The 20357-nt window shown below is 74.2% G+C and carries 22 protein-coding genes; 13 read left to right on the plus strand and 9 right to left on the minus strand.

The features are described from left to right. Positions 1-540: 540 nt before the first annotated feature. Positions 541-1560, minus strand: a complete 1020-nt coding sequence (gene glnII / locus ACZ6S8_RS06075) for a glutamine synthetase (RefSeq protein WP_469452937.1) — start codon at positions 1558-1560, stop codon at positions 541-543. Between the two features lie 213 nt (positions 1561-1773). On the opposite strand from glnII, the gene ACZ6S8_RS06080 reads away from it, so the two are divergent. Continuing rightward, the gene (locus ACZ6S8_RS06080; protein WP_469452939.1) at positions 1774-2730 is read left to right on the plus strand and encodes a Gfo/Idh/MocA family protein; all 957 of its coding nucleotides are present in this window, start codon (positions 1774-1776) and stop codon (positions 2728-2730) included. A gap of 42 nt (positions 2731-2772) precedes the next feature. On the opposite strand, the gene ACZ6S8_RS06085 is transcribed toward ACZ6S8_RS06080, so the two are convergent. From ACZ6S8_RS06085 to ACZ6S8_RS06095, 3 genes are all read right to left on the minus strand, one after another. After that, on the minus strand, positions 2773-3306 hold the full coding sequence (locus ACZ6S8_RS06085) for a hypothetical protein (protein WP_469452941.1): 534 nt from the start codon (positions 3304-3306) through the stop codon (positions 2773-2775). Between the two features lie 68 nt (positions 3307-3374). After that, positions 3375-4766 carry a MocR-like pyridoxine biosynthesis transcription factor PdxR gene (gene pdxR, locus ACZ6S8_RS06090; protein WP_469453557.1) on the minus strand — a complete coding sequence of 464 codons (1392 nt, stop codon included), beginning with the start codon at positions 4764-4766 and terminating at the stop codon, positions 3375-3377. 125 nt (positions 4767-4891) lie between these two features. Next, a complete protein-coding gene (locus ACZ6S8_RS06095; RefSeq protein ID WP_469452943.1) occupies positions 4892-5353 on the minus strand; it encodes a MarR family transcriptional regulator in 462 nt (153 codons plus the stop codon). Positions 5354-5553: 200 nt separating this feature from the next. On the opposite strand from ACZ6S8_RS06095, the gene ACZ6S8_RS06100 reads away from it, so the two are divergent. Then, positions 5554-6420 (plus strand): alpha/beta fold hydrolase, encoded by an 867-nt coding sequence (locus ACZ6S8_RS06100; protein WP_469453559.1) that lies wholly within the window; start codon positions 5554-5556, stop codon positions 6418-6420. A 10-nt stretch (positions 6421-6430) separates the two neighbouring features. Here ACZ6S8_RS06100 and ACZ6S8_RS06105 read toward each other — a convergent pair whose 3' ends face one another. Then, a complete protein-coding gene (locus tag ACZ6S8_RS06105) occupies positions 6431-6802 on the minus strand; it encodes an ArsC/Spx/MgsR family protein (RefSeq protein WP_469452945.1) in 372 nt (123 codons plus the stop codon). Between the two features lie 107 nt (positions 6803-6909). On the opposite strand from ACZ6S8_RS06105, the gene ACZ6S8_RS06110 reads away from it, so the two are divergent. Continuing rightward, positions 6910-7161 (plus strand): hypothetical protein, encoded by a 252-nt coding sequence (locus tag ACZ6S8_RS06110; protein ID WP_386532247.1) that lies wholly within the window; start codon positions 6910-6912, stop codon positions 7159-7161. A gap of 70 nt (positions 7162-7231) precedes the next feature. On the opposite strand, the gene ACZ6S8_RS06115 is transcribed toward ACZ6S8_RS06110, so the two are convergent. Then, a complete protein-coding gene (locus ACZ6S8_RS06115) occupies positions 7232-7480 on the minus strand; it encodes a hypothetical protein (RefSeq protein ID WP_469452947.1) in 249 nt (82 codons plus the stop codon). Between the two features lie 108 nt (positions 7481-7588). Continuing rightward, positions 7589-8755 carry a PP2C family protein-serine/threonine phosphatase gene (locus ACZ6S8_RS06120; protein WP_469452949.1) on the minus strand — a complete coding sequence of 389 codons (1167 nt, stop codon included), beginning with the start codon at positions 8753-8755 and terminating at the stop codon, positions 7589-7591. 115 nt (positions 8756-8870) lie between these two features. On the opposite strand from ACZ6S8_RS06120, the gene ACZ6S8_RS06125 reads away from it, so the two are divergent. The 3 genes from ACZ6S8_RS06125 (at position 8871) to ACZ6S8_RS06135 (ending at position 12102) form a co-directional block, all read left to right on the plus strand. After that, positions 8871-9632, plus strand: a complete 762-nt coding sequence (locus ACZ6S8_RS06125) for a VIT1/CCC1 transporter family protein (RefSeq protein WP_469452951.1) — start codon at positions 8871-8873, stop codon at positions 9630-9632. 145 nt (positions 9633-9777) lie between these two features. Beyond that, the gene (locus ACZ6S8_RS06130) at positions 9778-10674 is read left to right on the plus strand and encodes a TIGR01777 family oxidoreductase (protein ID WP_469452953.1); all 897 of its coding nucleotides are present in this window, start codon (positions 9778-9780) and stop codon (positions 10672-10674) included. A gap of 156 nt (positions 10675-10830) precedes the next feature. Then, entirely contained in the window at positions 10831-12102 is a 1272-nt protein-coding gene (locus ACZ6S8_RS06135) for an NAD(P)/FAD-dependent oxidoreductase (RefSeq protein ID WP_469452955.1), read from the plus strand. A 55-nt stretch (positions 12103-12157) separates the two neighbouring features. Here ACZ6S8_RS06135 and ACZ6S8_RS06140 read toward each other — a convergent pair whose 3' ends face one another. Beyond that, a complete protein-coding gene (locus tag ACZ6S8_RS06140) occupies positions 12158-13597 on the minus strand; it encodes a regulator (protein ID WP_469452957.1) in 1440 nt (479 codons plus the stop codon). A gap of 172 nt (positions 13598-13769) precedes the next feature. Between ACZ6S8_RS06140 and ACZ6S8_RS06145 the strand changes: the two genes are divergently transcribed. From ACZ6S8_RS06145 to ACZ6S8_RS06165, 5 genes are all read left to right on the plus strand, one after another. Continuing rightward, positions 13770-14087: a hypothetical protein gene (locus ACZ6S8_RS06145; RefSeq protein ID WP_469452959.1), complete on the plus strand. Its 318-nt coding sequence runs from the start codon at positions 13770-13772 to the stop codon at positions 14085-14087. A gap of 76 nt (positions 14088-14163) precedes the next feature. Continuing rightward, positions 14164-14961, plus strand: a complete 798-nt coding sequence (lipB, locus tag ACZ6S8_RS06150; protein ID WP_469452961.1) for a lipoyl(octanoyl) transferase LipB — start codon at positions 14164-14166, stop codon at positions 14959-14961. Between the two features lie 111 nt (positions 14962-15072). Next, positions 15073-16026 (plus strand): lipoyl synthase, encoded by a 954-nt coding sequence (lipA, locus tag ACZ6S8_RS06155; protein ID WP_469452963.1) that lies wholly within the window; start codon positions 15073-15075, stop codon positions 16024-16026. 247 nt (positions 16027-16273) lie between these two features. Next, positions 16274-16471 carry an SCO2195 family GlnR-regulated protein gene (locus ACZ6S8_RS06160; protein WP_469452965.1) on the plus strand — a complete coding sequence of 66 codons (198 nt, stop codon included), beginning with the start codon at positions 16274-16276 and terminating at the stop codon, positions 16469-16471. 9 nt (positions 16472-16480) lie between these two features. Beyond that, positions 16481-17179, plus strand: coding sequence for a DUF4191 domain-containing protein (locus tag ACZ6S8_RS06165; RefSeq protein WP_267720805.1), 699 nt, complete (start codon positions 16481-16483; stop codon positions 17177-17179). A gap of 263 nt (positions 17180-17442) precedes the next feature. Here ACZ6S8_RS06165 and ACZ6S8_RS06170 read toward each other — a convergent pair whose 3' ends face one another. Next, positions 17443-17910 carry an RDD family protein gene (locus ACZ6S8_RS06170; RefSeq protein ID WP_469452967.1) on the minus strand — a complete coding sequence of 156 codons (468 nt, stop codon included), beginning with the start codon at positions 17908-17910 and terminating at the stop codon, positions 17443-17445. A 185-nt stretch (positions 17911-18095) separates the two neighbouring features. Here ACZ6S8_RS06170 and glnA point away from each other — a divergent pair, with 185 nt between their 5' ends. After that, positions 18096-19505 (plus strand): type I glutamate--ammonia ligase, encoded by a 1410-nt coding sequence (gene glnA / locus ACZ6S8_RS06175; protein ID WP_383922088.1) that lies wholly within the window; start codon positions 18096-18098, stop codon positions 19503-19505. Between the two features lie 260 nt (positions 19506-19765). Next, positions 19766-20356: a hypothetical protein gene (locus tag ACZ6S8_RS06180; protein ID WP_469452969.1), complete on the plus strand. Its 591-nt coding sequence runs from the start codon at positions 19766-19768 to the stop codon at positions 20354-20356. The last annotated feature ends 1 nt before the right edge of the window (position 20357 follow it).

Consider the following 20357-nt stretch of genomic DNA (forward strand, 5'->3'; position numbering starts at 1 on the left):
CTCTTTCACGCGGAGTAGTCGGCAGGAGACGCACGTACGTCATCGATGTCGGTACCGCACAGACCGAAGGCCTCGGGGGAGTTCGGATGGAGATCCCGGAGGCTTTAGAGGGCCGGCGCGTTCTTCGCGCGGCAACACACCCGGTCGAAATCGTCATGCTGACGGGACGGCCAGAACGGCTCGAGGTCGCTGCGACCTGACGAGGTGTACGAGTGGCTGGCCATGCGCCCATTCAAGCAGATGTCGGCCCGCCGGGGCAGACCCTGTCTCACCTCGTGGAGCGGAATCTCATATTCAGCATTCATCGTGGCGTCACACCGTCACATTCCCGACATAAACTCTGGCTTCCGCGGGGCTGCGGCAGCCCCGCGTATCGCATCGTGGGCAGGGTCGTGGGCAGGGCCGTGGGCGGCAGCAGCGGCAGCAGCGGCACGGGCCGGTCGTGGTCGCGCCGGCCGCAACGCCGAACGCCCGCCGTTCCTCTCGGACGCGGCGGGCGTTCGGGCCGGCCCCACCCGCGGGCGGGCGGGGCCGGGGCGATCAGACCAGGCCGTCCTTCTCCAGGCCCGTGCAGCAGGTGTCCGTGATGAGGCGGGTCACCACGTACGGGTCCACGTTCGCGTTCGGGCGGCGGTCTTCGATGTAGCCCTTGCCGTCCTTCTCCACCTGCCACGGGATGCGGACCGAGGCGCCGCGGTCGGAGACGCCGTAGCTGAACTCGTTCCACGGGGCGGTCTCGTGCAGGCCCGTCAGGCGCTCGTCGATGCCCGCGCCGTAGTTCTTCACGTGGTCCAGCGGCTTGCTGCCCTCGCCCAGCGACTCGCACGCGGTGATGATCGCGCGGTAGTCCTCGCGCATCGCCTTCGTGGAGAAGTTGGTGTGCGCGCCGGCGCCGTTCCAGTCGCCCTTCACCGGCTTCGGGTTCAGCGTCGCGGAGACGTTGAAGTCCTCGGCGGTGCGGTAGAGCAGCCAGCGCGCGATCCACAGCTGGTCGGAGACCTCCAGCGGGCCGACCGGGCCGACCTGGAACTCCCACTGGCCGGGCATGACCTCGGCGTTGATGCCGGAGATGGCCAGGCCCGCCGCGAGGCAGTGGTCGAGGTGCTTCTCGACGATGTCACGGCCGAAGATCTCGTCCGAGCCGACGCCGCAGTAGTAGCCGCCCTGCGCCGCCGGGAAGCCGTTGACGGGGAAGCCGAGCGGGCGCGAGCCGTCGAAGAAGGTGTACTCCTGCTCGATGCCGAAGATCGGCTCCTGGCCGGCGAACTTCTCCGCGACCGGGCGCAGCAGGGCCCGGGTGTTCGACTCGTGCGGGGTCATGTCGATGTTGAGGACCTCGCACAGGACGAGGACGTCGTCGCCGCCGCGGATCGGGTCCGGGCAGGAGAACACCGGGTTGAGCACGCGGTCGGAGGCGTGGCCCTCGGCCTGGTTCGTGCTCGATCCGTCGAAGCCCCAGATCGGCAGCGCGTCGCCGTCGCCGAGGATCTTCGTCTTGGAGCGAAGCTTCGCCGTCGGCTCGGTGCCGTCGATCCAGATGTACTCAGCCTTGTAGCTCACGGGCCCCATCCTCAGACTCTGCGGGTGCTGCTGGTCGCTGCTTCATCGCTGCGGTGATGACCGCAGCGTGCCCGCCCGCGATTTCCCTCCCGTTGCCCGTGTGTGAACCCCGTGTTACCGAGGTTTACCCCGCAGGTGGCGCGGCTCGTGCGGGTTGGTGACAGCGCGCCCGCACGGGTGGGGCAGACTGGTCGGGTGAGCATTTTGTCTGATGTGAACCCTGCCGGAGACCCCGCAGAGGGCCCCGCCGAACGTGCCGCCGACCAGGCCCCCGCAGGCCGCCGACCCCGGGTCGGACTGCTGGGCACCGGTCCCTGGGCGCACCGCACCCATGCCCCCGCGCTCGCCGCGCACCCGGGCTCCGACTTCGCCGGAGTGTGGGGCCGGCGCCCGGAGGCCGCCGCCGAGCTGGCGCGCGAGCACGGAGTGAAGGTGTACGAAGACCCCGACGCGCTCTTCGCCGACTGTGACGTCGTCGCCTTCGCCCTCCCGCCCGATGTGCAGGCCCCGCTGGCCGTGCGGGCGGCCGCCGCCGGCTGCCACCTCCTGCTCGACAAACCCGTCGCGACGACCCCCCGGGACGCCCGGGCCGTCGCGGACGCGGTCCGCCTCCACCAGGTCGCCTCCGTCGTCTTCCTCACCCTCCGCTTCGCCGAGCCCACCGCGGGCTGGGTCGCGGAGCAGGCCGCCCGGCCGGGCTGGTTCACCGCCGCCGCCCACTGGCTGGGCGCCGTCTTCCCGCCCGACGGCTCGCCCAGCGCGTACGCCGACTCGCCCTGGCGCAAGGACAAGGGCGGGCTGTGGGACGTCGGCCCGCACGCCCTGTCCGTCCTGATCCCGATCCTGGGCGACGTCACCTCCGTCAGCGCCACCCGCGGCCCCTCCGACGTGGTCCAGCTGGCCCTGCGGCACGACTCCGGCGCGGCCAGCACCGCCGTGCTCAGCCTGGGCGCGCCGCAGGCCGCCGCCGGGGTGGGGCTGCAACTGCGCGGCACCGAGGGCGTGTACGAGCTGCCCGGCTGGAGCGACGTGCCGGCCGCCTACGGGCGGGCCCTCGACGCGCTGCTCACCGCCGCCCGCACCGGGGTGCCGGACGCGCGCGGAGCGGAGTTCGGGGCCCGGCTGACGGAGATCCTGGCCGAGGCGCAGGAACAGCTCCCGGCGGAGTGACGGCCCGCCCGGCGGGGCGCCCGTACGGGCGCCCCGCACGGGTTATTTGATCAGGGCGTTCGCCACGATGACGGCCAGGCCGATCGTGCAGTCCGCCAGCCCGATGAGCAGCGCGGAGCGGAGCCGGTAGCCGACGCGGACCGCCACGAAGGCGCCCCAGCCGAACAGCAGCGCCGCGTTCAGGCCGAGCCCGACGGCGGTCACCCCGTACGACTCCCAGTCGGCGAGGCCCGCGCAGACCAGCAGCAGGACGGTGGGGAGGGTGGCCGCGACCATCGGCCACTCGTGCCACAGCGCCAGGGCGAGCAGCCGCCACCGGTGACCGGGGCCGCCCTCCCGGTGGGTGGCCATGTGGTGGGCGTAGCCGTGCGCGGCGCCGGCCGTGACGGCGGTCACGAGGACCCAGCTGGCGTCGTAGAACGGGGTGTACTCCCCGCCCTTCTGGTCCAGGGCGGCGAGCAGGCCGCTGGCCAGGACCGTTCCGTAGACCCCGCCGAACATCCAGTCGGCGCCGCGCCGCGGTGGCGGGAGCGGAGTCCCGCCGGGCAGGGTCTGCGGGTGCTGATGCTCGTTCACTCCGGGTCCTTTGGTGCGGTAAGGGGTGATTCGCGATCACCCTAGAGGGATCCCGCGTGAGGGCGCTGTCAGTGCGGGCCGCCGGGCGTTCCGGCCGGTACGTCGGCCAGTGCGTCGGCCAGTACCCCGGCCAGTGCCGTCAGCGCCCGTGCGAAGGCCGCGTCCGGCGCCGCCGCGTAGCCGACGACGAGGCCCTCGCGGGCCGGAGCCGGATCCGCCGGGTGCCGGTAGGAGGAGAGGCCGTCCAGCGACAGGCCCGCCGCCCGGGCCGCCGCCAGGGCCGGGGCCTCGCCGCCCCGGGGGAGCTCCACCACCGCGTGCAGCCCCGCCGAGATGCCCGTGACCCGGGCCCGCGGGACGCGTTCCGCCAGGACGGAGACGAGCCGGTCGCGCCGGTCCCGGTAGCGCCCGCGCATCCGGCGGACGTGACGGTCGTACCCACCGCACTCGATGAAGTCGGCCAGCGCCAGCTGGTCCAGCGCGCTCGCCCAGGACTCCCGCAGGCCCTTCGCGGCCAGCACCGGCTCGACCAGGTGGTCCGGCAGCACCAGCCAGCCGAGGCGGAGCGCGGGGGAGAGGCTCTTGCTGAGCGAGCCCGCGTACACCACGTGCCCGGGAGCCAGCCCCTGGACGGCCCCGACCGGCTTGCGGTCGTAGCGGAACTCCCCGTCGTAGTCGTCCTCCACGATCACCCCGCCCGTGCTGCGGGCCCACTCCACCGCCGCCGCGCGCCGTGCGGGCAGCAGCCGGCCGCCGGTGGGGAACTGGTGGGCCGGGGTGAGCAGCACCGTACGGGCCCGGCCGGGCAGTTCACCGGTCCGGACGCCGTCGTCGTCGACCGCGACGGGGTGCGCGCGGACCCCGGCGGCGTCGAGGATGCCGTGGTGGAAGGGGAGTCCGTACGCCTCCACGGCCCACTCCCGGGGCCGTACGGCGGCGAGCAGCCGCAGCCCGTTCGCGAAGCCGGAGCAGACCACGACGTTCTCGGGGCCGGTCCGCACGCCCCGCGCCCGGGAGAGGTACGCGGCCAGCGCGCGCCGCAGTTCCGGACGCCCCCGCGGATCGCCGGGGCCGAAGGCCTCGGTCGGGGCCCCGGCCAGGGCCCGGCGGGCGCTGGCGGCCCACGGACCCCGGGGGAACGACGCGGGATCGGGCTTGCCCTGCAGCAGGTCGTGGAGCGGCGGCGCGGGCGCGGGCCCGTCCGGGCCGGCCGGTGCGGCGGCGGCCGGCGCCGCACCCTCGGCGACCCGCGTGCCGGAGCCCTGGCGGGCGGTGAACCAGCCCTCGGCGACCAGCTCCGCGTAGGCGTCGGCGACGGCGTTGCGGGCGAGGCCCAGGTCGGCGGCGAGCACCCGGTAGGGCGGCAGCGGGGTCCCGCCGGCCAGCCGTCCGCTGCGCACGGCGTCGCGCAGCGCCCGGGCGAGCGCGGTCCGCCGGGCACCCCCGGCGGGGAGCTCCAGGTGCAGGTCGGCGCCGGGGGCGGGGCGGTCGGCGGCCGGATGGTCCGCGGCAGGGGCCGCGCGGCCGGGGGAGGCGTCGCGGGCGGGGGCCGTGGGCGGGGTTCCGGAGGGGGTGCGGGGGGCGGTCACGCGCCCGGCTCCGGGGCGAACGCCGCGAGGGCGGCCGTCAGGAAGCGGCGTACGGCGTCCCGTTCGGCGGGGTCGAGGTCGTCCAGCACGTCGAGCACCGCGTCGAGCCGGGGGCCGAAGAACTCCCGCCCCAGCCGGACCGCCCGCGGCTCCACGCGCAGCAGGATCCGGCGCCGGTCGCGGTCGTCGCGGACCCGCGCCACGTGGCCGAGCCGCTCCAGCCGGTCGATGACGGAGGTCGTGCCCGCCGAGTTGAGGCCCAGCCGGGCCCCCAGCAGGCCCGCCGTGGCGGGCTCGTCCGCGCGGGCCGCGTCCAGCAGGCAGATCAGGGCGCGCACGTCGGTGGGGTGCATGCCGTTGCGGGCGGCGAACTCCGCCTGGCGCAGCCCGAACTCCACGGTCACCGCACGCAACAGGTGCACCAGCCCGGCGTGTTCGCCCCGTCCGTTGTCGTTCACTTCGCCTCCGCCTAGAATCTCTCGCTCAGCGAGATTATCGCCCGACGAGGCAAAGAAGCGAGGCCGTCGTGCCGGATCCGTCCCTGAACCCGCCCTCGGACCCGTCCTCGAACCCGTCCCCGGAGTCCTCCCCGGGGCCCTCCAAGCAGCCGCCCGGTGACTCCCTCGCCGCCGCCTCCTTCCGGTCCGCCTACGACGACGTGCTCGGCGGATGGCCCGCCCCCGCGGACGCCGTCGACGTGCCCACCCCGTACGGCCTTACGCGCGTCAACCGCTGCGGCCCGGCCGGCGCCCCGCCGATGGTGCTGCTGCCCGGGGCCGGCGCCACGTCCACCGTGTGGGGCGCCTGCGCCGCCGCCGGGCTCGCCCGCGGCCACCGGGTGCACGCCGTGGACCTGATGGGGGATCCCGGGTTGAGCGTGCCGGCGCCGGGGCGCGCGGTCCGCTCCGCCGGCGACCTCGTCGACTGGCTCGACGCGGTCCTCGACGGCATCCTCGGCGCGGCCCCGGACGGCACCCCGCCCGACAGTCGCACCGCCGGGGGCGGACGGCCCCGGCGGGTGGTGCTCGGCGGGCACTCGTACGGGGCCTGGATCGCCGCCCACCACGCCGCCCGGCGGCCCGGCCGGCTCAGCCGCCTCGTCCTGCTCGACCCCACCCGGATCTTCACCGGCCTGCGCCCCGGCTACGTGCTGCGCGCCCTGCCCGCGCTGATCGCGCCCACCCCCGGGCGGATCCGCTCGTTCCTCGCCTGGGAGACCGGCGGAGCCGCCCTCGACCCCGCCTGGCTGCGCCTCCAGGAGCGGACCGCCGACTTCCGCACGGTCCGGCCGGTCACCGGGCCGCGCCCGGACCTCTCCGGGCTCGGGGGGCCGGCGGGGCCCCGGGTCGACGTCCTCTTCGCGGCGGCCGCCCGCTGCCACGACGCGGACCGCGCGGCGCGCGCCGCGCGGTCCGCGCTGCCGGGTGCGCGGGTCGGCGTACTGCCCGGGGTCTCCCACCACGGGCTGCCGCTGACGGCCGCCGGGGAGATCGCCCGGCGGCTGACCGGCGCGGACCCGTTCTGAGGGGGCGGCCTCAGGCCGTGCGGGACAGCGCCTCGCGGACGGCCTCGTCGGAGCGGGCGATCACGGCCGTCCCGTCCTGCGCGGTGATGATCGGGCGCTGGATCAGCTTCGGGTGGGCCGCCAGGTGGGCGATCCAGCGGCCCCGGTCCTCCTCGGTCGCCTCGCGCGGCAGGTCCCGTACGCCCGTCTCGCGCGCCAGCGGGTCCGAGGTGCGCGTGATGTCCCACGGCTCCAGCCCGAGCCGGCCGAGCACCGTCCGGATCTCGTCCTCGGAGGGCACGTCCTCCAGGTAGCGGCGCACGGTGTAATCGGCGCCCTCCGCGTCCAGCAGCGTCAGCGCGGCGCGGCACTTGGAACAGGCGGGATTGATCCAGATCTCCATGCCGCCCACCCTAACCAGGGCTGGTCTGGCCAGGGGCTTTTGTCAGTGGTCCCCGGTAAAATCGAGGGAGAACGACAGGAAGCCAACTACCGTTTGGGAGGCTGTAGATGGCCACTGCCACAACCATTCAGCACGTCAAGAAGAAGCCGCTGCCGGCGGGCCTGCCCCGCGAGTGGTACGAGAGCCACAACCGCCGTCTGAAGGCGATGCGGCTGGCGATATTCCTGCTCGACTCGGGGACGTACGACGCACGGCGCGCCACCAACCGGAAGATCCGGACGATGGCCGTCCGGACGGGCATCCACCGCCCCTCGAACGTCACCTGCAAGCTGGTGCGCAGCTTCATCAAGGAGGCGTAGGGGGGAGCCGGCGGCCGCCGTGCGCCCGGCGGGGTCGGCCCGATGTCGTGTCGGCCCGTCGGCCCGTCGGTCACGGCGGTGGCTCTCCGAAGACCTCGACGGTTCCGGTGCCGCCGGGCGGGGCCGGGTCGCCGCCGTCCGCCGCCGGCCGGGCGGGCGCCTCGATCGCGACGCGTCCGCCGGTCCCGATGCCGGAACCGGTTCCGTCCAGGGGCGGGCCGAGGAGGACGGCGGCCGAGAGCAGGCCGGCGGCGGCCGTCACGGCCGCAGACGTCGCGATCGCCGCCATCCGCCTGCGGTGCTTGCGCGGTGCGCGCATCGGGTGGCTCCTCTCCGCCGGGGTCGGCGCGACAGGACCGAGGACACCACGGAAACCGGGCAAATGGGTCCTTCGTCATCGTTCGGTCACATGATCAGTACGGGGCGGTCATGTCGGGCGCGGGCCGGATCCGCCGTCGCTGCCCGACCCCGGGCATGAGTCCGGGCCGGGGCATGAGGCCGGGCCGGCCCCGTCCAGGGACAGCAGCAACAGGGCCACGTCGTCGCGCGGGCCGCCGCCCGAGAAGGCCGCCAGGTCCCGCCACACCGCCTGGACCAGCCCCTCCGGGTCCCGCGCCAGCACGGGCACCCGCGCCGCCAGCGGGTAGAAGTGCCCGGCCCGGTCCCGGGCCTCCGTCACCCCGTCGGTGTACAGCAGCAGCCGGTCCCCGGGCCGCAGCCGCAGCTGGACCGTCACGGGCTCCGCCGGACCGGCGACGCCCAGGCCCAGCGGCGGACCCGGCTCCACGACCACCTCCTCCACCCCGGACCCGCGCACGAGCAGCGGCGGCGGGTGCCCGCACGACACGATCCGTACGAGGTCCGTGCCGGGCGGGAACTCCAGCAGCACCGCCGTCGCGAACAGCTCCGGGGGCTCCGCGGAGGCGTCCGTCGCGTGCGCGGTGTCCGCGAGCAGCCGCCGGTCCAGCCGGGCCGCCACCGCCGCCGGCTCCGGGTCGTCGAGCACCGCCTCGCGGAAGGCGCCGAGCAGCGCCCCGACGGTGCCGACCGCCGCCAGCCCGTGGCCCTGCACGTCCCCGATCAGCGCCCGTACGCCGTACGGACCCGCCCGCACGTCGTACAGGTCGCCGCCGACCAGGGTGCCGCGCTGGGCCGCCCGGTAGAGCGCGGAGCAGCGCACCGGGCCGACCCGCTCCGGGAGCGGCGGGAGGATGGCGAGCTGCGCCGCCTCCGCCACCGTCCGTACGGTGACCAGCTGGGCGTCGCGGCGCCGGCGCACCCAGGCGATCACCACGCCCAGCAGTCCGACCGCGGCCACGGTGGCCAGGTCCGACCCGCGGGCGTGGGCGACGCCGATGCTCGGTGCGCCCAGCAGGACCAGCACCACCGCGGCGAAGCAGGCGGTCCCGGCCGGCCCGTAGGCGAAGGCCGCCACCGGGGGCAGGGCCGCGAGGAAGTACCCCAGCTCCACGTCCCCGGGGGTGAGGGCCTGGGCGAGGACGAGCACGACCAGGGCCGCCGCGGGGGCGATCCGGGTCCAGACGGGCGGCGGCTGCCCCCGCAGCCACCCCGGCTGCTCGCTTCGGCCTCTCACCCCTCCACCCTGGTACCGCCGCCGGGCCCGCGCACCCCGGACCGGCGGACGGCTGGGCCGTCCGGCTCCGGCGATGCGGTCGCCGGGTACGGCCCGGAGCGGGGACAGTGGGGGCGTGACGGAAGACGAAGCCCCGGACCGGCCGCCGACGCGGGCCCACATCGAGGCCCACGGCAGCGGCGGCGCGGGCGGCTCGCAGAGCGCCGAGATCAGCACGCGCCTGAACTGGCTGCGCGCCGGGGTGCTCGGCGCCAACGACGGGATCATCTCCACCGCGGGCCTCGTGGTCGGCGTCGCCGGAGCGACCACCTCCCGCCCCGCGATCTTCGCGGCGGGCATCGCGGGGCTGCTGGCGGGAGCGCTGTCGATGGCGGCGGGGGAGTACGTCTCCGTCAGCTCCCAGCGGGACTCCGAGCGGGCCGCGCTCGACCTGGAGAGGCGCGAGCTGGCCGAGGAGCCGGAGGCGGAGCTCGACGAGCTCACCGACCTGCTCGCGGCCCGCGGCCTGAGCCGCGGCCTGGCCCGGGAGGCCGCCGAACAGCTGACGCGCCGGGACGCGCTGCGGGCGCACGCCCGGGTGGAGCTGGGCATCAACCCCGACGAGCTCGCCAACCCCTGGCACGCGGCCCTCGCCAGCCTCGTCGCCTTCACCGTCGGCGCGCTGCTGCCGCTGCTGGCGATCATCCTGCCGGGGCCGTCCGCGCGGGTGCCGGTCACGGTGGCGGCGGTGCTGGCCGCGCTCACGCTGTGCGGGGTGGTCAGTGCCCGGCTCGGCGGGGCGCCGGCGGGGCGGGCGATCCTGCGGAACGTGGGGGGCGGGGCGCTGGCCATGGCGGTCACGTACGCGGTGGGCACCTGGCTCGGCACCTCCGGCTGACCCACCTCCGGCTGACCCACCTCCGGCTGACCCACCTCCGGGTGACCCCCGGGGCCTGATCCGGCCGGTCCGGGGCGGGAGGCGGTCCGGGAGCGGGGGAGCGGTGCGGCCCGGTTCGGCCGGGACGGCGGGGCGACCCGGCAGGATGGGGGGCATGCGCATCGCGGTCACCGGTTCCACCGGCCTCATCGGCAAGGCCCTCGTACAGTCCCTCCGGGCGGACGGCCACGAAGTGGTCCGCTTCGTACGGCGCGCGCCCGCCGCCGCCGACGAGGCGCGCTGGGACCCGGCCCGGGGCGAGGTGGACCCCGCCGGGCTGGCCGGGTGCTCCGCCGTCGTCCACCTGGCCGGGGCCGGGGTCGGCGACCACCGCTGGACCGACGCCTACAAGCGGGAGATCCGCGACAGCCGGGTCCTCGGCACCGCCGCGATCGCCCGGGCCGCGGCCGCCCTCGACGAACCGCCCGCCGTGCTGGTCAGCGGCTCCGCCATCGGCTACTACGGGGACACCGGCCGGCGCGCGGTCGACGAGGACGCCCCCGCGGGGCAGGGGTTCCTGCCCTCCGTGTGCGTGGAGTGGGAGGCGGCCGCCGAACCCGCCGCCGCGGCGGGCATCCGTACCGCGTACGCCCGTACCGGCCTGGTCGTCGCCCGCGACGGCGGGGCGTGGGGGAGGCTGTTCCCGATCTTCCGGGCGGGCGTCGGCGGCCGGCTGGGCGACGGCCGCCAGTACTGGTCGTACCTCTCCCTCCGGGACGAGGTCGCGGCCCTGCGCCACATCGTCGACACCCCGTCCCTCTCCGGCCCGGTCAACCTCACCGCCCCCGATCCGGTGACCAACCGCCAGGTGACCGAGGCCATGGGCCGGGTGCTGCGCAGGCCCGCGGTACTGCCCGTGCCGGCCGTCGCCCTGCGCCTCGCGCTCGGGGAGTTCGCCGAGGACGTGCTCGGCAGCCAGCGGGTGCGGCCCGCCCGGCTGCTGGAGTCCGGCTTCGTCTTCCGTGACCCGAGCATCGAGCAGGCGATCCGCGCCGCCCTCTAGAGAGCGGCGTGCGACCGCCGTGCGACCGTTCGTGACCCGTATGCGACCGCCGTGCGACCGGAGTTGACCGTAATACCCCAACCAACTTGGGTTCCGCTGGAGCCGGTTGGGGGAAGGACGGTGAGACACAGCCGCGCCGACCTCGGGGAGGGGCACGTGCTCAGCAGCTCACACCATGCCGCACACCATGCGGACGTCGTCATCGTAGGAGCCGGAGTCTCAGGACTCGCGGCCGCGCAGCACCTGATCGCAGCGGGGGTCACGGTCACCGTCCTGGAGGCCGCGGACGACCCCGGCGGACGGATGGCCACCACCTCGGCCGACGGGTTCCGGCTGGACCGGATCGGCCAGCTGCTCAACACCACGTACACCGAACTGGCCCGCACCCCGGGCCTGGAGACCCTGACCCTGCGCCCGTTCGCGCCCGGCGTCCTGGTCCACACCGACGGCAAACAGCTGCGGGCCGGAGCCCTCACCCCGGCCCGCGCCCTGGCCAGCGGCTCCCTCGACCAGGCCCGGCTCAGCGCCGCCCTCGGCCGGCTCGCCGCCCTGCCCGAGGAGAAGCTGCTCGCCCGGCCCGAACGCACCGCGCACGCCGCCCTGCGCTCCCGCGGCCTGCCGCCCCGCACGGTCCACGGCGTCCTGCGGCCGCTGCTCGCCGCCCTGCTCCGCGATCCGGAGCTCACCACGTCCAGCCGCGTCGCCGACCTGGCCCTGCGCACCTTCGCCCGCGGCCGGCTCGCCGTGCCCGAGGGCGGCGCCGCGGCCCTGCCCGGCCTGCTCGCCGCCGCCCTGCCGCCCGGCACCGTGCACACCGGGGTCCGGGTCCGGTCGGTGGCGACCAACCTGGTCACCACCGAGGAGCACGGCGAGTTCGGCTGCCGTTCCGTCGTCCTGGCCACCGGGGCCCGCGCCGCCGCAGGGCTCCTGCCCGGCCTGCGCGTCCCCGCCTTCCACGAGGTCACCGTCCTGCACCACGCCACCGCCGGCCCGCTGCCCCGGGACGGCTCGCTGCTCCTCGACGCCGCCCCCGAGTGGCCCGTCTCCCACACCGCCGTGATGAGCGCCGTCGACCCGACCCGGGCCCCGGCCGGCCGCAGCCTGGTCACCACCACCGTCCTCGGCCCGCCGCCGCCCCCGCGCACCGTCGCCTCCCGGCTGGCCCGGCTCTACGAGACCCCGACCCGCGCGTGGGAGCTGCTCGCCGTCCACCACACCCCGGAGGCCGTCCCCGCCATGCCCCCGCCCTACGACGCGCGCCGCCCGGTCCGGGTCCTCGCCGGGCTGTACGTGTGCGGGGACCACCGCGACACCAACACCGTCCAGGGCGCGCTGCACTCGGCCCGCCGCGCCGCCACCGCCGTCCTGCGGGACTTCGGCATCCCGGTCCCGGCCGCCCCGGCGCACGCGCTCCCCGTGGCGGCCTGAACCACCGCCCCGCGGGGTCCGGGCCCGGCCCGGACCCCGCAGGGGCGCCGCCGGATCAGGCCAGCGCCGCCACCCGGTCCCGGTACGTCCGCACCGCCGAGGCGTCCCGGAACGGCTCCAGGCGCCGCTCGAAGTCCCGTACGTACTCCACCGCGCGGACCGACCGCATCTCGCTCGCCTGCTGCGCCGCCTCCGCCCCCAGCGCGCACGCCTGGTCCAGCTCGCCCAGGCCCAGCCGGGCCGTGGCCAGCACCACCCGGCAGAACAGCTGCGACCGGGCGTACCCCGGTGCCCGCAGCTGCAGGGACCGCTCCGCGTGCTGGGCCGAGGCCCGGTACTGCTGGAGGTCCCGGTGGCAGTGCCCGAACTCGTCCGCGAGCTGCGCCTCGTCGTAGAACCGCGCCCAGTGCGGTACGTCGTCCCCCGGCCGCGCCGCGCCCAGGGCCCGCTCGGCCCGCACCAGCGACGCCGTCGCCGCCCGGACCTCGCCGAGGACCGCGTGCCCGCGCGCCTCCGCCGAGTGCAGCAGCGCCTGCACCACCGGCGGCGGCCCCGAGCCCACGCCCTGCTGGGCCACCCGCGCCAGCTGCACCGCCTCGCGGCCGTGGCCGAGGTAGACCGCCTGGCGGCTCATCGTGACCAGCACGTACGCCCCGTACGGCCGGTCCGCGGCGGCCTGGGCCAGCCGCAGCGCCTGCACGAAGTACCGCTGGGCCAGCCCGTGCGCGGCGATGTCGTACGAGGTCCAGCCCGCGAGCCGGGTCAGGTCGGCGGCGGCGGAGAACAGCCGCCGCCCGGTCGTCTCCCCGTAGGTCCCGCGGAGCATCGGCTCCGCCTCGTGCTCCAGGTAGCGCACCAGCGCCTGCCGGGCGTGGCCGCCCCCGTACGCGTGGTCCAGGCTGCGGAACAGCTCGCTCACCGATCTCAGCGCCGCGATGTCGCCGCCGGTCACCCGCTGCCCGGGCCCGCGGTCGATCTGCCGCTGCCGGGGCACCGAGGCCCGCCCCTGGACCGGTACGCGGGCCGCCGCCGGGTCCGCGCCGCGGCCCACCCGCTCGTCCGCCCTCCCGATGAGCCAGTCCCGGCTGGGCACCACCAGCCCGGCCGGGGTGAAGGCGATCTTCCGGAGCTCGGCGTGCGAACCGGAGTCCTTGCGCCACAGGCCGGCCGCGATGTCCACGGCCTCTTCGGGGGTGGCGGCGAACTCCAGCCCCGCGTACACCGGGGCGCAGGCGTCCAGCCCCAGGTCCTGGGCGGACAGCCGCCGGCCGAGCCGCCGGGTGAAGACCTCGGCGATGAGCGCGGGGGTGGTGCCGCGGGGCTGCTGCCCGCGCAGCCACCGCGTCACGGAGGTCTTGTCGTACCGCAGATCGAGACCGTGCTCCAGGCCGAGCTGGTCCACGCGGCGGGCGAGCCCGGCGTTGGAGAACCCGGCCTCCTCGATCAGGCCCGCGAGCTGCCGGTTGGGGACGCGCTGGGCAGGTCGTTCCGTCATCGGCTCCACGGTCTCCTGACGTGACGGACCGGGGTCCCGGCCCTGTGAACGGCGTGAATGTAGCGGCGAACTCCCCTCAGACCGCCCTGTCTGCCCCACATTCATCCGATCGTGTGCAGAATCGGTGGGTGCCTTTACGGACTGGACCCTTTCGTCCGCGTACGCTGCGCGCATGACCCGCCGGCCCCTCGGGGCCCATCCCGCCGCGGAGCGCCCCGAGTCCACCGCTCCGCTGCCGCCGCCCGAGCTGACCGAGGCGGAGTGCCGCCGCTGCGGCACCCACATCGCGGGGCTCGACGGGCGGTACGCCTGCGGGGTGTGCGGCTGGGTGAACGACCACGCCGAGGGCCACCGCCGGCTGCCGCGCGCCGACGAGGACCCGGACCGCCCGCCGAAGGGCCGCCGCCCCCGGCAGCTCCCGGGACCCCCGCCACAGGCGCCCGTACCGGCCGCCGCACCGGTGCGCGCGGGGCCGGGGCCGGGGCCCTGAAGGAGCCCGCGCGGGCCGCCGTACCCTTGGCTGGTGCGATACGTGCACACAGCAGGTTCAACGAGGAGGCGCCGCGGTGGCTGAGCTTGGGTTTGTCCATCTGGGCTTCGGGCCGGAAGCCGTCGAGTACACCGTGGCCTGGGAGGAACAGCGCCGGGTGCACGCCGCCCGCTTCGCTGACGAGGTCGACGACACCTGCCTGCTGCTGGAACACCTGCCGGTCTACACCGCCGGCCGGCGCACCGACCCCGCCGAGCGCCCGCTCGACGGCACCCCCGTCGTCGACGTGGACCGCGGCGGCAAGATCACCTGGCACGGCCCCGGCCAGCTGGTCGGCTACCCGATCCTGAAGCTGCCCCGCCCGGTGGACGTGGTCGCCCACGTCCGCCGCCTGGAGGACGCGCTGATCCGCACCGCCGCCGAGTTCGGGCTGGAGACCACCCGCATCGAGGGCCGCTCCGGCGTGTGGGTGCTGGGCGACCCGGTGGAGGACCGCCCGCTGGTCGGCGGGCTCTCCCTCGACTTCGACCCGCGCCTGCACGACGACGAGTTCGACGCGCGGCTCAACGGCCCCGAGTACGCCCCGTCCAACGCCGGCCAGCGCCGCGAGGACCGCAAGCTCGCCGCCATCGGCATCCGGGTCGCCAAGGGCGTCACGATGCACGGGTTCGCGATCAACGTGAACCCCGACAACACCTGGTTCGACCGGATCGTCCCCTGCGGCATCCGGGACGCCGGTGTGACCTCGCTCTCGTACGAACTGGGCCGCGAGATCACCATCGCCGAGGTGCTCCCGGTCATCGAGCGGCACCTGAGGGACGTCCTGGAGCACGCCGAGCCGCGCCCCCGCGAGACCGAACCCGCCGCGGGCTGACCGCCCGCGGGAATGCGTCCGGCAGCCCCCAGGTTGGCGGAGTGAAGAACGTACGAAATTACGGGCGTACCCTGGTGGGCGCCGAAGAATCGAAGTCACAGGGAGCCGGTCGTGTCCGCAGTCGCACCCGACGGACGCAAGATGCTGCGCCTGGAGGTCCGTAACGCCCAGACGCCCATCGAGCGCAAGCCCGAGTGGATCAAGACCCGGGCGAAGATGGGCCCCGAGTACACCAAGATGCAGGCCCTGGTGAAGGGCGAAGGACTGCACACGGTGTGCCAGGAGGCGGGCTGTCCGAACATCTACGAATGCTGGGAGGACCGCGAGGCCACCTTCCTCATCGGTGGCGACCAGTGCACCCGGCGCTGTGACTTCTGCCAGATCGACACGGGCAAGCCCGAGGCCCTGGACCGGGACGAGCCCCGCCGTGTCGGCGAGTCCGTGGTCACGATGGACCTGAACTACGCCACCATCACCGGCGTCGCCCGCGACGACCTGGCCGACGGCGGTGCCTGGCTGTACGCCGAGACCGTGCGCCAGATCCACGAGCAGACGGCGGGCCGCGAGAGCGGTCAGACCAAGGTCGAGCTGCTGGCCCCCGACTTCAACGCGGTCCCGGAGCTGCTGGAGGAGGTCTTCGCCTCCCGCCCCGAGGTCTTCGCGCACAACGTCGAGACCGTGCCGCGCATCTTCAAGCGGATCCGCCCCGGCTTCCGCTACGAGCGTTCGCTCGACGTGATCACCCGGGCCCGCGCGTACGGCCTGATCACCAAGTCGAACCTGATCCTCGGCATGGGCGAGGAGCGCGAAGAGGTCACGCAGGCCCTGAAGGACCTGCACGAGGCCGGCTGCGAGCTCATCACCATCACCCAGTACCTGCGGCCCTCGCCGCGGCACCATCCCGTCGAGCGCTGGGTGAAGCCGGCCGAGTTCGTCGAGCTGGCCAAGGAGGCCGAGGAGATCGGCTTCTCCGGTGTGATGTCCGGCCCGCTGGTCCGGTCCTCGTACCGGGCCGGCCGCCTGTACCAGCAGGCGATGGAGAAGCGCAGCCACGCCGAGGTGTAGGTGTGACGCGCGCTACCACACGGACTGTGTGAACTCGCGCACAAAGTCTTACCAATGAGTAACACCGCGTCGACGCGGCCCCTAGGCTCTTTTCAGGGAAGAGTGCCCGGCGGGCCGCGTCTGCGTGTTTGCAACGTGTCCATCACATTTGACGGGCTGGTCACGCCCTGGTAACACCAGTCAGTGACGCTGGACCCACGCACCGCAACCGTTCTGCCGACGTGTTTCCGTGAAAGGGATCGCCATCATGCAGGCCGCGCCCGTACGCGCCATCGCCATTCCCTCCTTCACCGACGCCTTCCGGGGCGTCGAGTCCCTGCTCATGAGCGGTGCCCGCCGCAACGCCTGGACGGCCGTCCAGGAGGACCGCCGCCGGGCCAAGGACCGGGTCGAAACCGAACACGTACTTGAGGCCGCGGCGACCCGTACCCCTCGGGCCACGTAAACTCGCCCTATGGCGAGGAAGTCAAACGCAGAGACTGCTGCGAACCCCGGGCGACTGAAGCAGATCGCCCTGACGTACAAGATGACGCGCAAGGCCGACCCGAAGGTCGGTCTGATCGTCGCGGGCGTGGGAATCGTCACCTTCGGTGTCTTTCTTGCGATCGGCTTCCTGATCGGCCACCCGGTCTACCTGGGCATCCTGGGCTTCCTGGTGGCGTTCCTCGGAATGGCGATCATCTTCGGACGACGGGCCGAGCGCGCTGCCTTCGGGCAGATGGAAGGACAGCCGGGCGCGGCCGCGGCCGTACTGGACAACGTGGGACGGGGCTGGACGACCACCCCGGCCATCGCGATGAACAAGAGCCAGGACATCGTCCACCGGGCCGTCGGCAAGGCCGGTGTGGTGCTGATCGGCGAGGGCAACCCCAACCGGGTCAAGCTTCTCCTCGCGAACGAGAAGAAGAAGATGGCCCGGATCATGCCGGACGTGCCGGTGCACGACTTCATCGTGGGCACGGGCGAGAACGAGGTGCCGCTCAAGAAGGTGCGCACCACGCTGCTCAAGCTGCCGCGCGTGCTGGCCGGCCCCCAGATCACCCAGGTCAACGACAAGCTGCGGGCCATGGGCGACCTCATGAGCAACATGCCGCTGCCGAAGGGCCCGATGCCCAAGGGCATGAAGATGCCCCGCGGTGGGAAGATGCGCTGAGCGGATCAGCCGCTCACCCGCTTTTCGTATACGACACAGGGGCGGGGCCCGGGCCGGGGGGGGGGGGGGGGGGGCCGGGGGGGGGGGGGGGGGGGGGGGGCCCGGCGGGGGGGGGGGGGGGCGGGGGGCGTCCCGGCGCGCGGCGGGGGGGGGGGGGCGCCCCCCGCCCCCCCCCCCCCCGCCTCCGGACCCCCCCCCCCCCCCCCCGCGCCCGCCCCCCCCCCCCCCCCCCGCCCCTGTGTCGTATGTGCGGCGCCGTGCGCCTACAGGCGGACCTGGACGGCGCGGGCCAGGCGGTCGTGCAGGCCGCGGCCGTCGCGGTCCCAGATGAGCGCCGGGACGACCAGGGCCAGCAGCAGGGTGCGGATCAGCACCCGGCCGAAGCCGAGGCGGCCGCCGTCCTCCGCGATCACCCGGAGGCCCATGATCCGCTTGCCGGGGGTGAAGCCCACGGTGCCGACGGTCAGGACGGCCAGGACCACGAAGAGGCCCAGGGTCCAGTTGCCCGCCGCGGCCAGGTCGCCGCCGGTGATCAGCCCGTACGCAATCAGCTGGCAGCCGATCCAGTCGATGGCCACGGCGCCCAGCCGGCGCCCGAAGCGGGCCACGGAGCCGGACCCCTCCTGGGGGAGGCCGAGCCGCTGACCCGGATAGCCGAAGTCGACGCCCATGTCCTCGGCGGCCGCGCGGGGGCCGGAGAGCCACGATCCGATTGCTTGCCTGTTGTCCACCCGAACACGGTACCCGTGCGGCTCCACGGCGCTGCCGCGGGACCCTGGTTAACTTGTGCGAAACAAATGGGTCATGCTTGAGAAATCCCGTCTGCTTATGGTCGGGTCAGCGTGCGACACCGCACTGACGCACCACGAGCTATAAAACCCGTCCCTGCCCCGGGGCCGGGAGTAGGAGGAGTTGGATGTTCCAGAACGCCGACGAAGTGAAGCAGTACATCGAGGAGAACGACGTCAAGTTCGTTGACGTCCGCTTCTGCGACCTGCCTGGTGTGATGCAGCACTTCACCATCCCGGGGCGCGCGTTCGACCCGAACGAGGAGCTCGCCTTCGACGGCTCCTCGATCCGCGGCTTCCAGGCGATCCACGAGTCCGACATGGCGCTGCGCGCCGACATCTCCACCGCGCGCCTGGACCCGTTCCGCAAGGACAAGACGCTCAACATCAACTTCTTCATCCACGACCCGATCACGGGCGAGGCCTACAGCCGCGACCCGCGCAACATCGCGAAGAAGGCCGAGGCGTACCTCGCCTCCACCGGCATCGCCGACACCGCGTACTTCGGCCCCGAGGCCGAGTTCTACGTGTTCGACAGCGTGCGCTTCGCGACCACCGCGAACGAGAGCTTCTACCACATCGACTCCGAGGCCGGCGCCTGGAACACCGGCTCCGAGGAGAACAACCGCGGCTACAAGGTCCGCTACAAGGGCGGCTACTTCCCCGTCGCCCCGGTCGACCACTTCGCCGACCTGCGCGCCGAGATCTCCCTCGAGCTGGACGCCCAGGGCCTCCAGGTCGAGCGCCAGCACCACGAGGTCGGCACCGGTGGCCAGGCCGAGATCAACTACAAGTTCAACACGCTGCTCGCCGCGGCCGACGACCTGATGCTCTTCAAGTACATCGTGAAGAACGTCGCCTGGCGCAACGGCAAGACCGCGACCTTCATGCCGAAGCCGATCTTCGGCGACAACGGCTCGGGCATGCACGTGCACCAGTCGCTGTGGGCCAACGGCGACCCGCTGTTCTACGACGAGACCGGCTACGCGGGCCTCTCGGACACCGCCCGCTACTACATCGGCGGCATCCTCAAGCACGCCCCGTCGCTGCTGGCCTTCACCAACCCGACGGTGAACTCCTACCACCGCCTGGTGCCGGGCTTCGAGGCGCCGGTCAACATGGTGTACTCGCAGCGCAACCGCTCCGCCGCCATGCGCATCCCGATCACGGGCTCGAACCCGAAGGCCAAGCGCGTCGAGTTCCGCGCCCCGGACCCGTCGTCCAACCCGTACCTCGCCTTCGCGGCGCTGCTGCTCGCGGGCCTCGACGGAGTCAAGAACAAGATCGAGCCGATGGAGCCGATCGACAAGGACCTCTACGAGCTCTCGCCCGACGAGCACGCGAGCGTCCCGCAGGTCCCGACCAGCCTGGAGGACGTCCTCAAGGCCCTGGAGGCCGACCACGAGTACCTCCTGGCCGGCGGTGTCTTCACCCCGGACCTGATCGAGACGTGGATCGACTACAAGCGCACGCACGAGATCGCCCCGATCGCGCTGCGTCCGCACCCGCACGAGTTCGAGATGTACTTCGACCTCTAAGCCGCGCGGTTCCGCGTGAAGGCCGTCACCCCGCCGGGGGTGGCGGCCTTCGCCGTGTTCGACAGCCGGGTCCGACATCGGTGCGCGGGCGCATCCTGCCTGGTGGGAGGCGGTCCGGGTGCTCTTCGCGGGCAGGTTCGGCGGGCGTTCCCTTTGACAGGGGGACGGGTCAGGGTGAGGGTGGAAATGACCTAAACGCCTGATAAGTGAGACATGTGCGGAGGTGCATGATAATGCGCCGTAGGATCGTTGCGGCAGCCATGGCAGGGGCCGCGGGAATCGCGATGGGTGTGCTGCCCCTCGCCAGCGCCTCGGCTTCGACCGTCACCGGTGGGGGCGGCGGCGGAGGGAACGGCGGCTACGACTGCTACCGGTACCCCTCGAACCGTTCGGACGCCCGGTGGGACGCCTGTTGCAACCACGACTGGCGCGACCGGCCCAGCTGGTGCTGGGACCAGGGCGGCGTCGGCGGGTACAACGAGAACTGGCGCGACACCAACTGGCGCGACTCCGGCCGGTACGACCACGACTCGAACTGGCGCGACGACGCCAACTGGAACTCGGGCGGGTACGACTCCGGCTGGCGCGACAACGGCAACTGGAACAACAACGACCACGGCAACTGGAACAACGGCGGCGGCGGCAACGGGAACCACGACGGCGGCAACTGGAACGGTGGCGGCGGGGGCGGCGACTGGAACGGTGGCGGCGGCGGCGACGGCGGCGGCGGTAACTGGAACGGCGGCGGTGGCGACGGCGGCGGCGGTAACTGGAACGCTGGCGGCGGTGGCGACGGCGGCGGCGGCAACTGGAACGGCGGCGGTGGAGGCGGCGGTGGCGGCGGGCGCTGAT

The organism is Streptomyces sp. NPDC048461 (assembly GCF_055587105.1).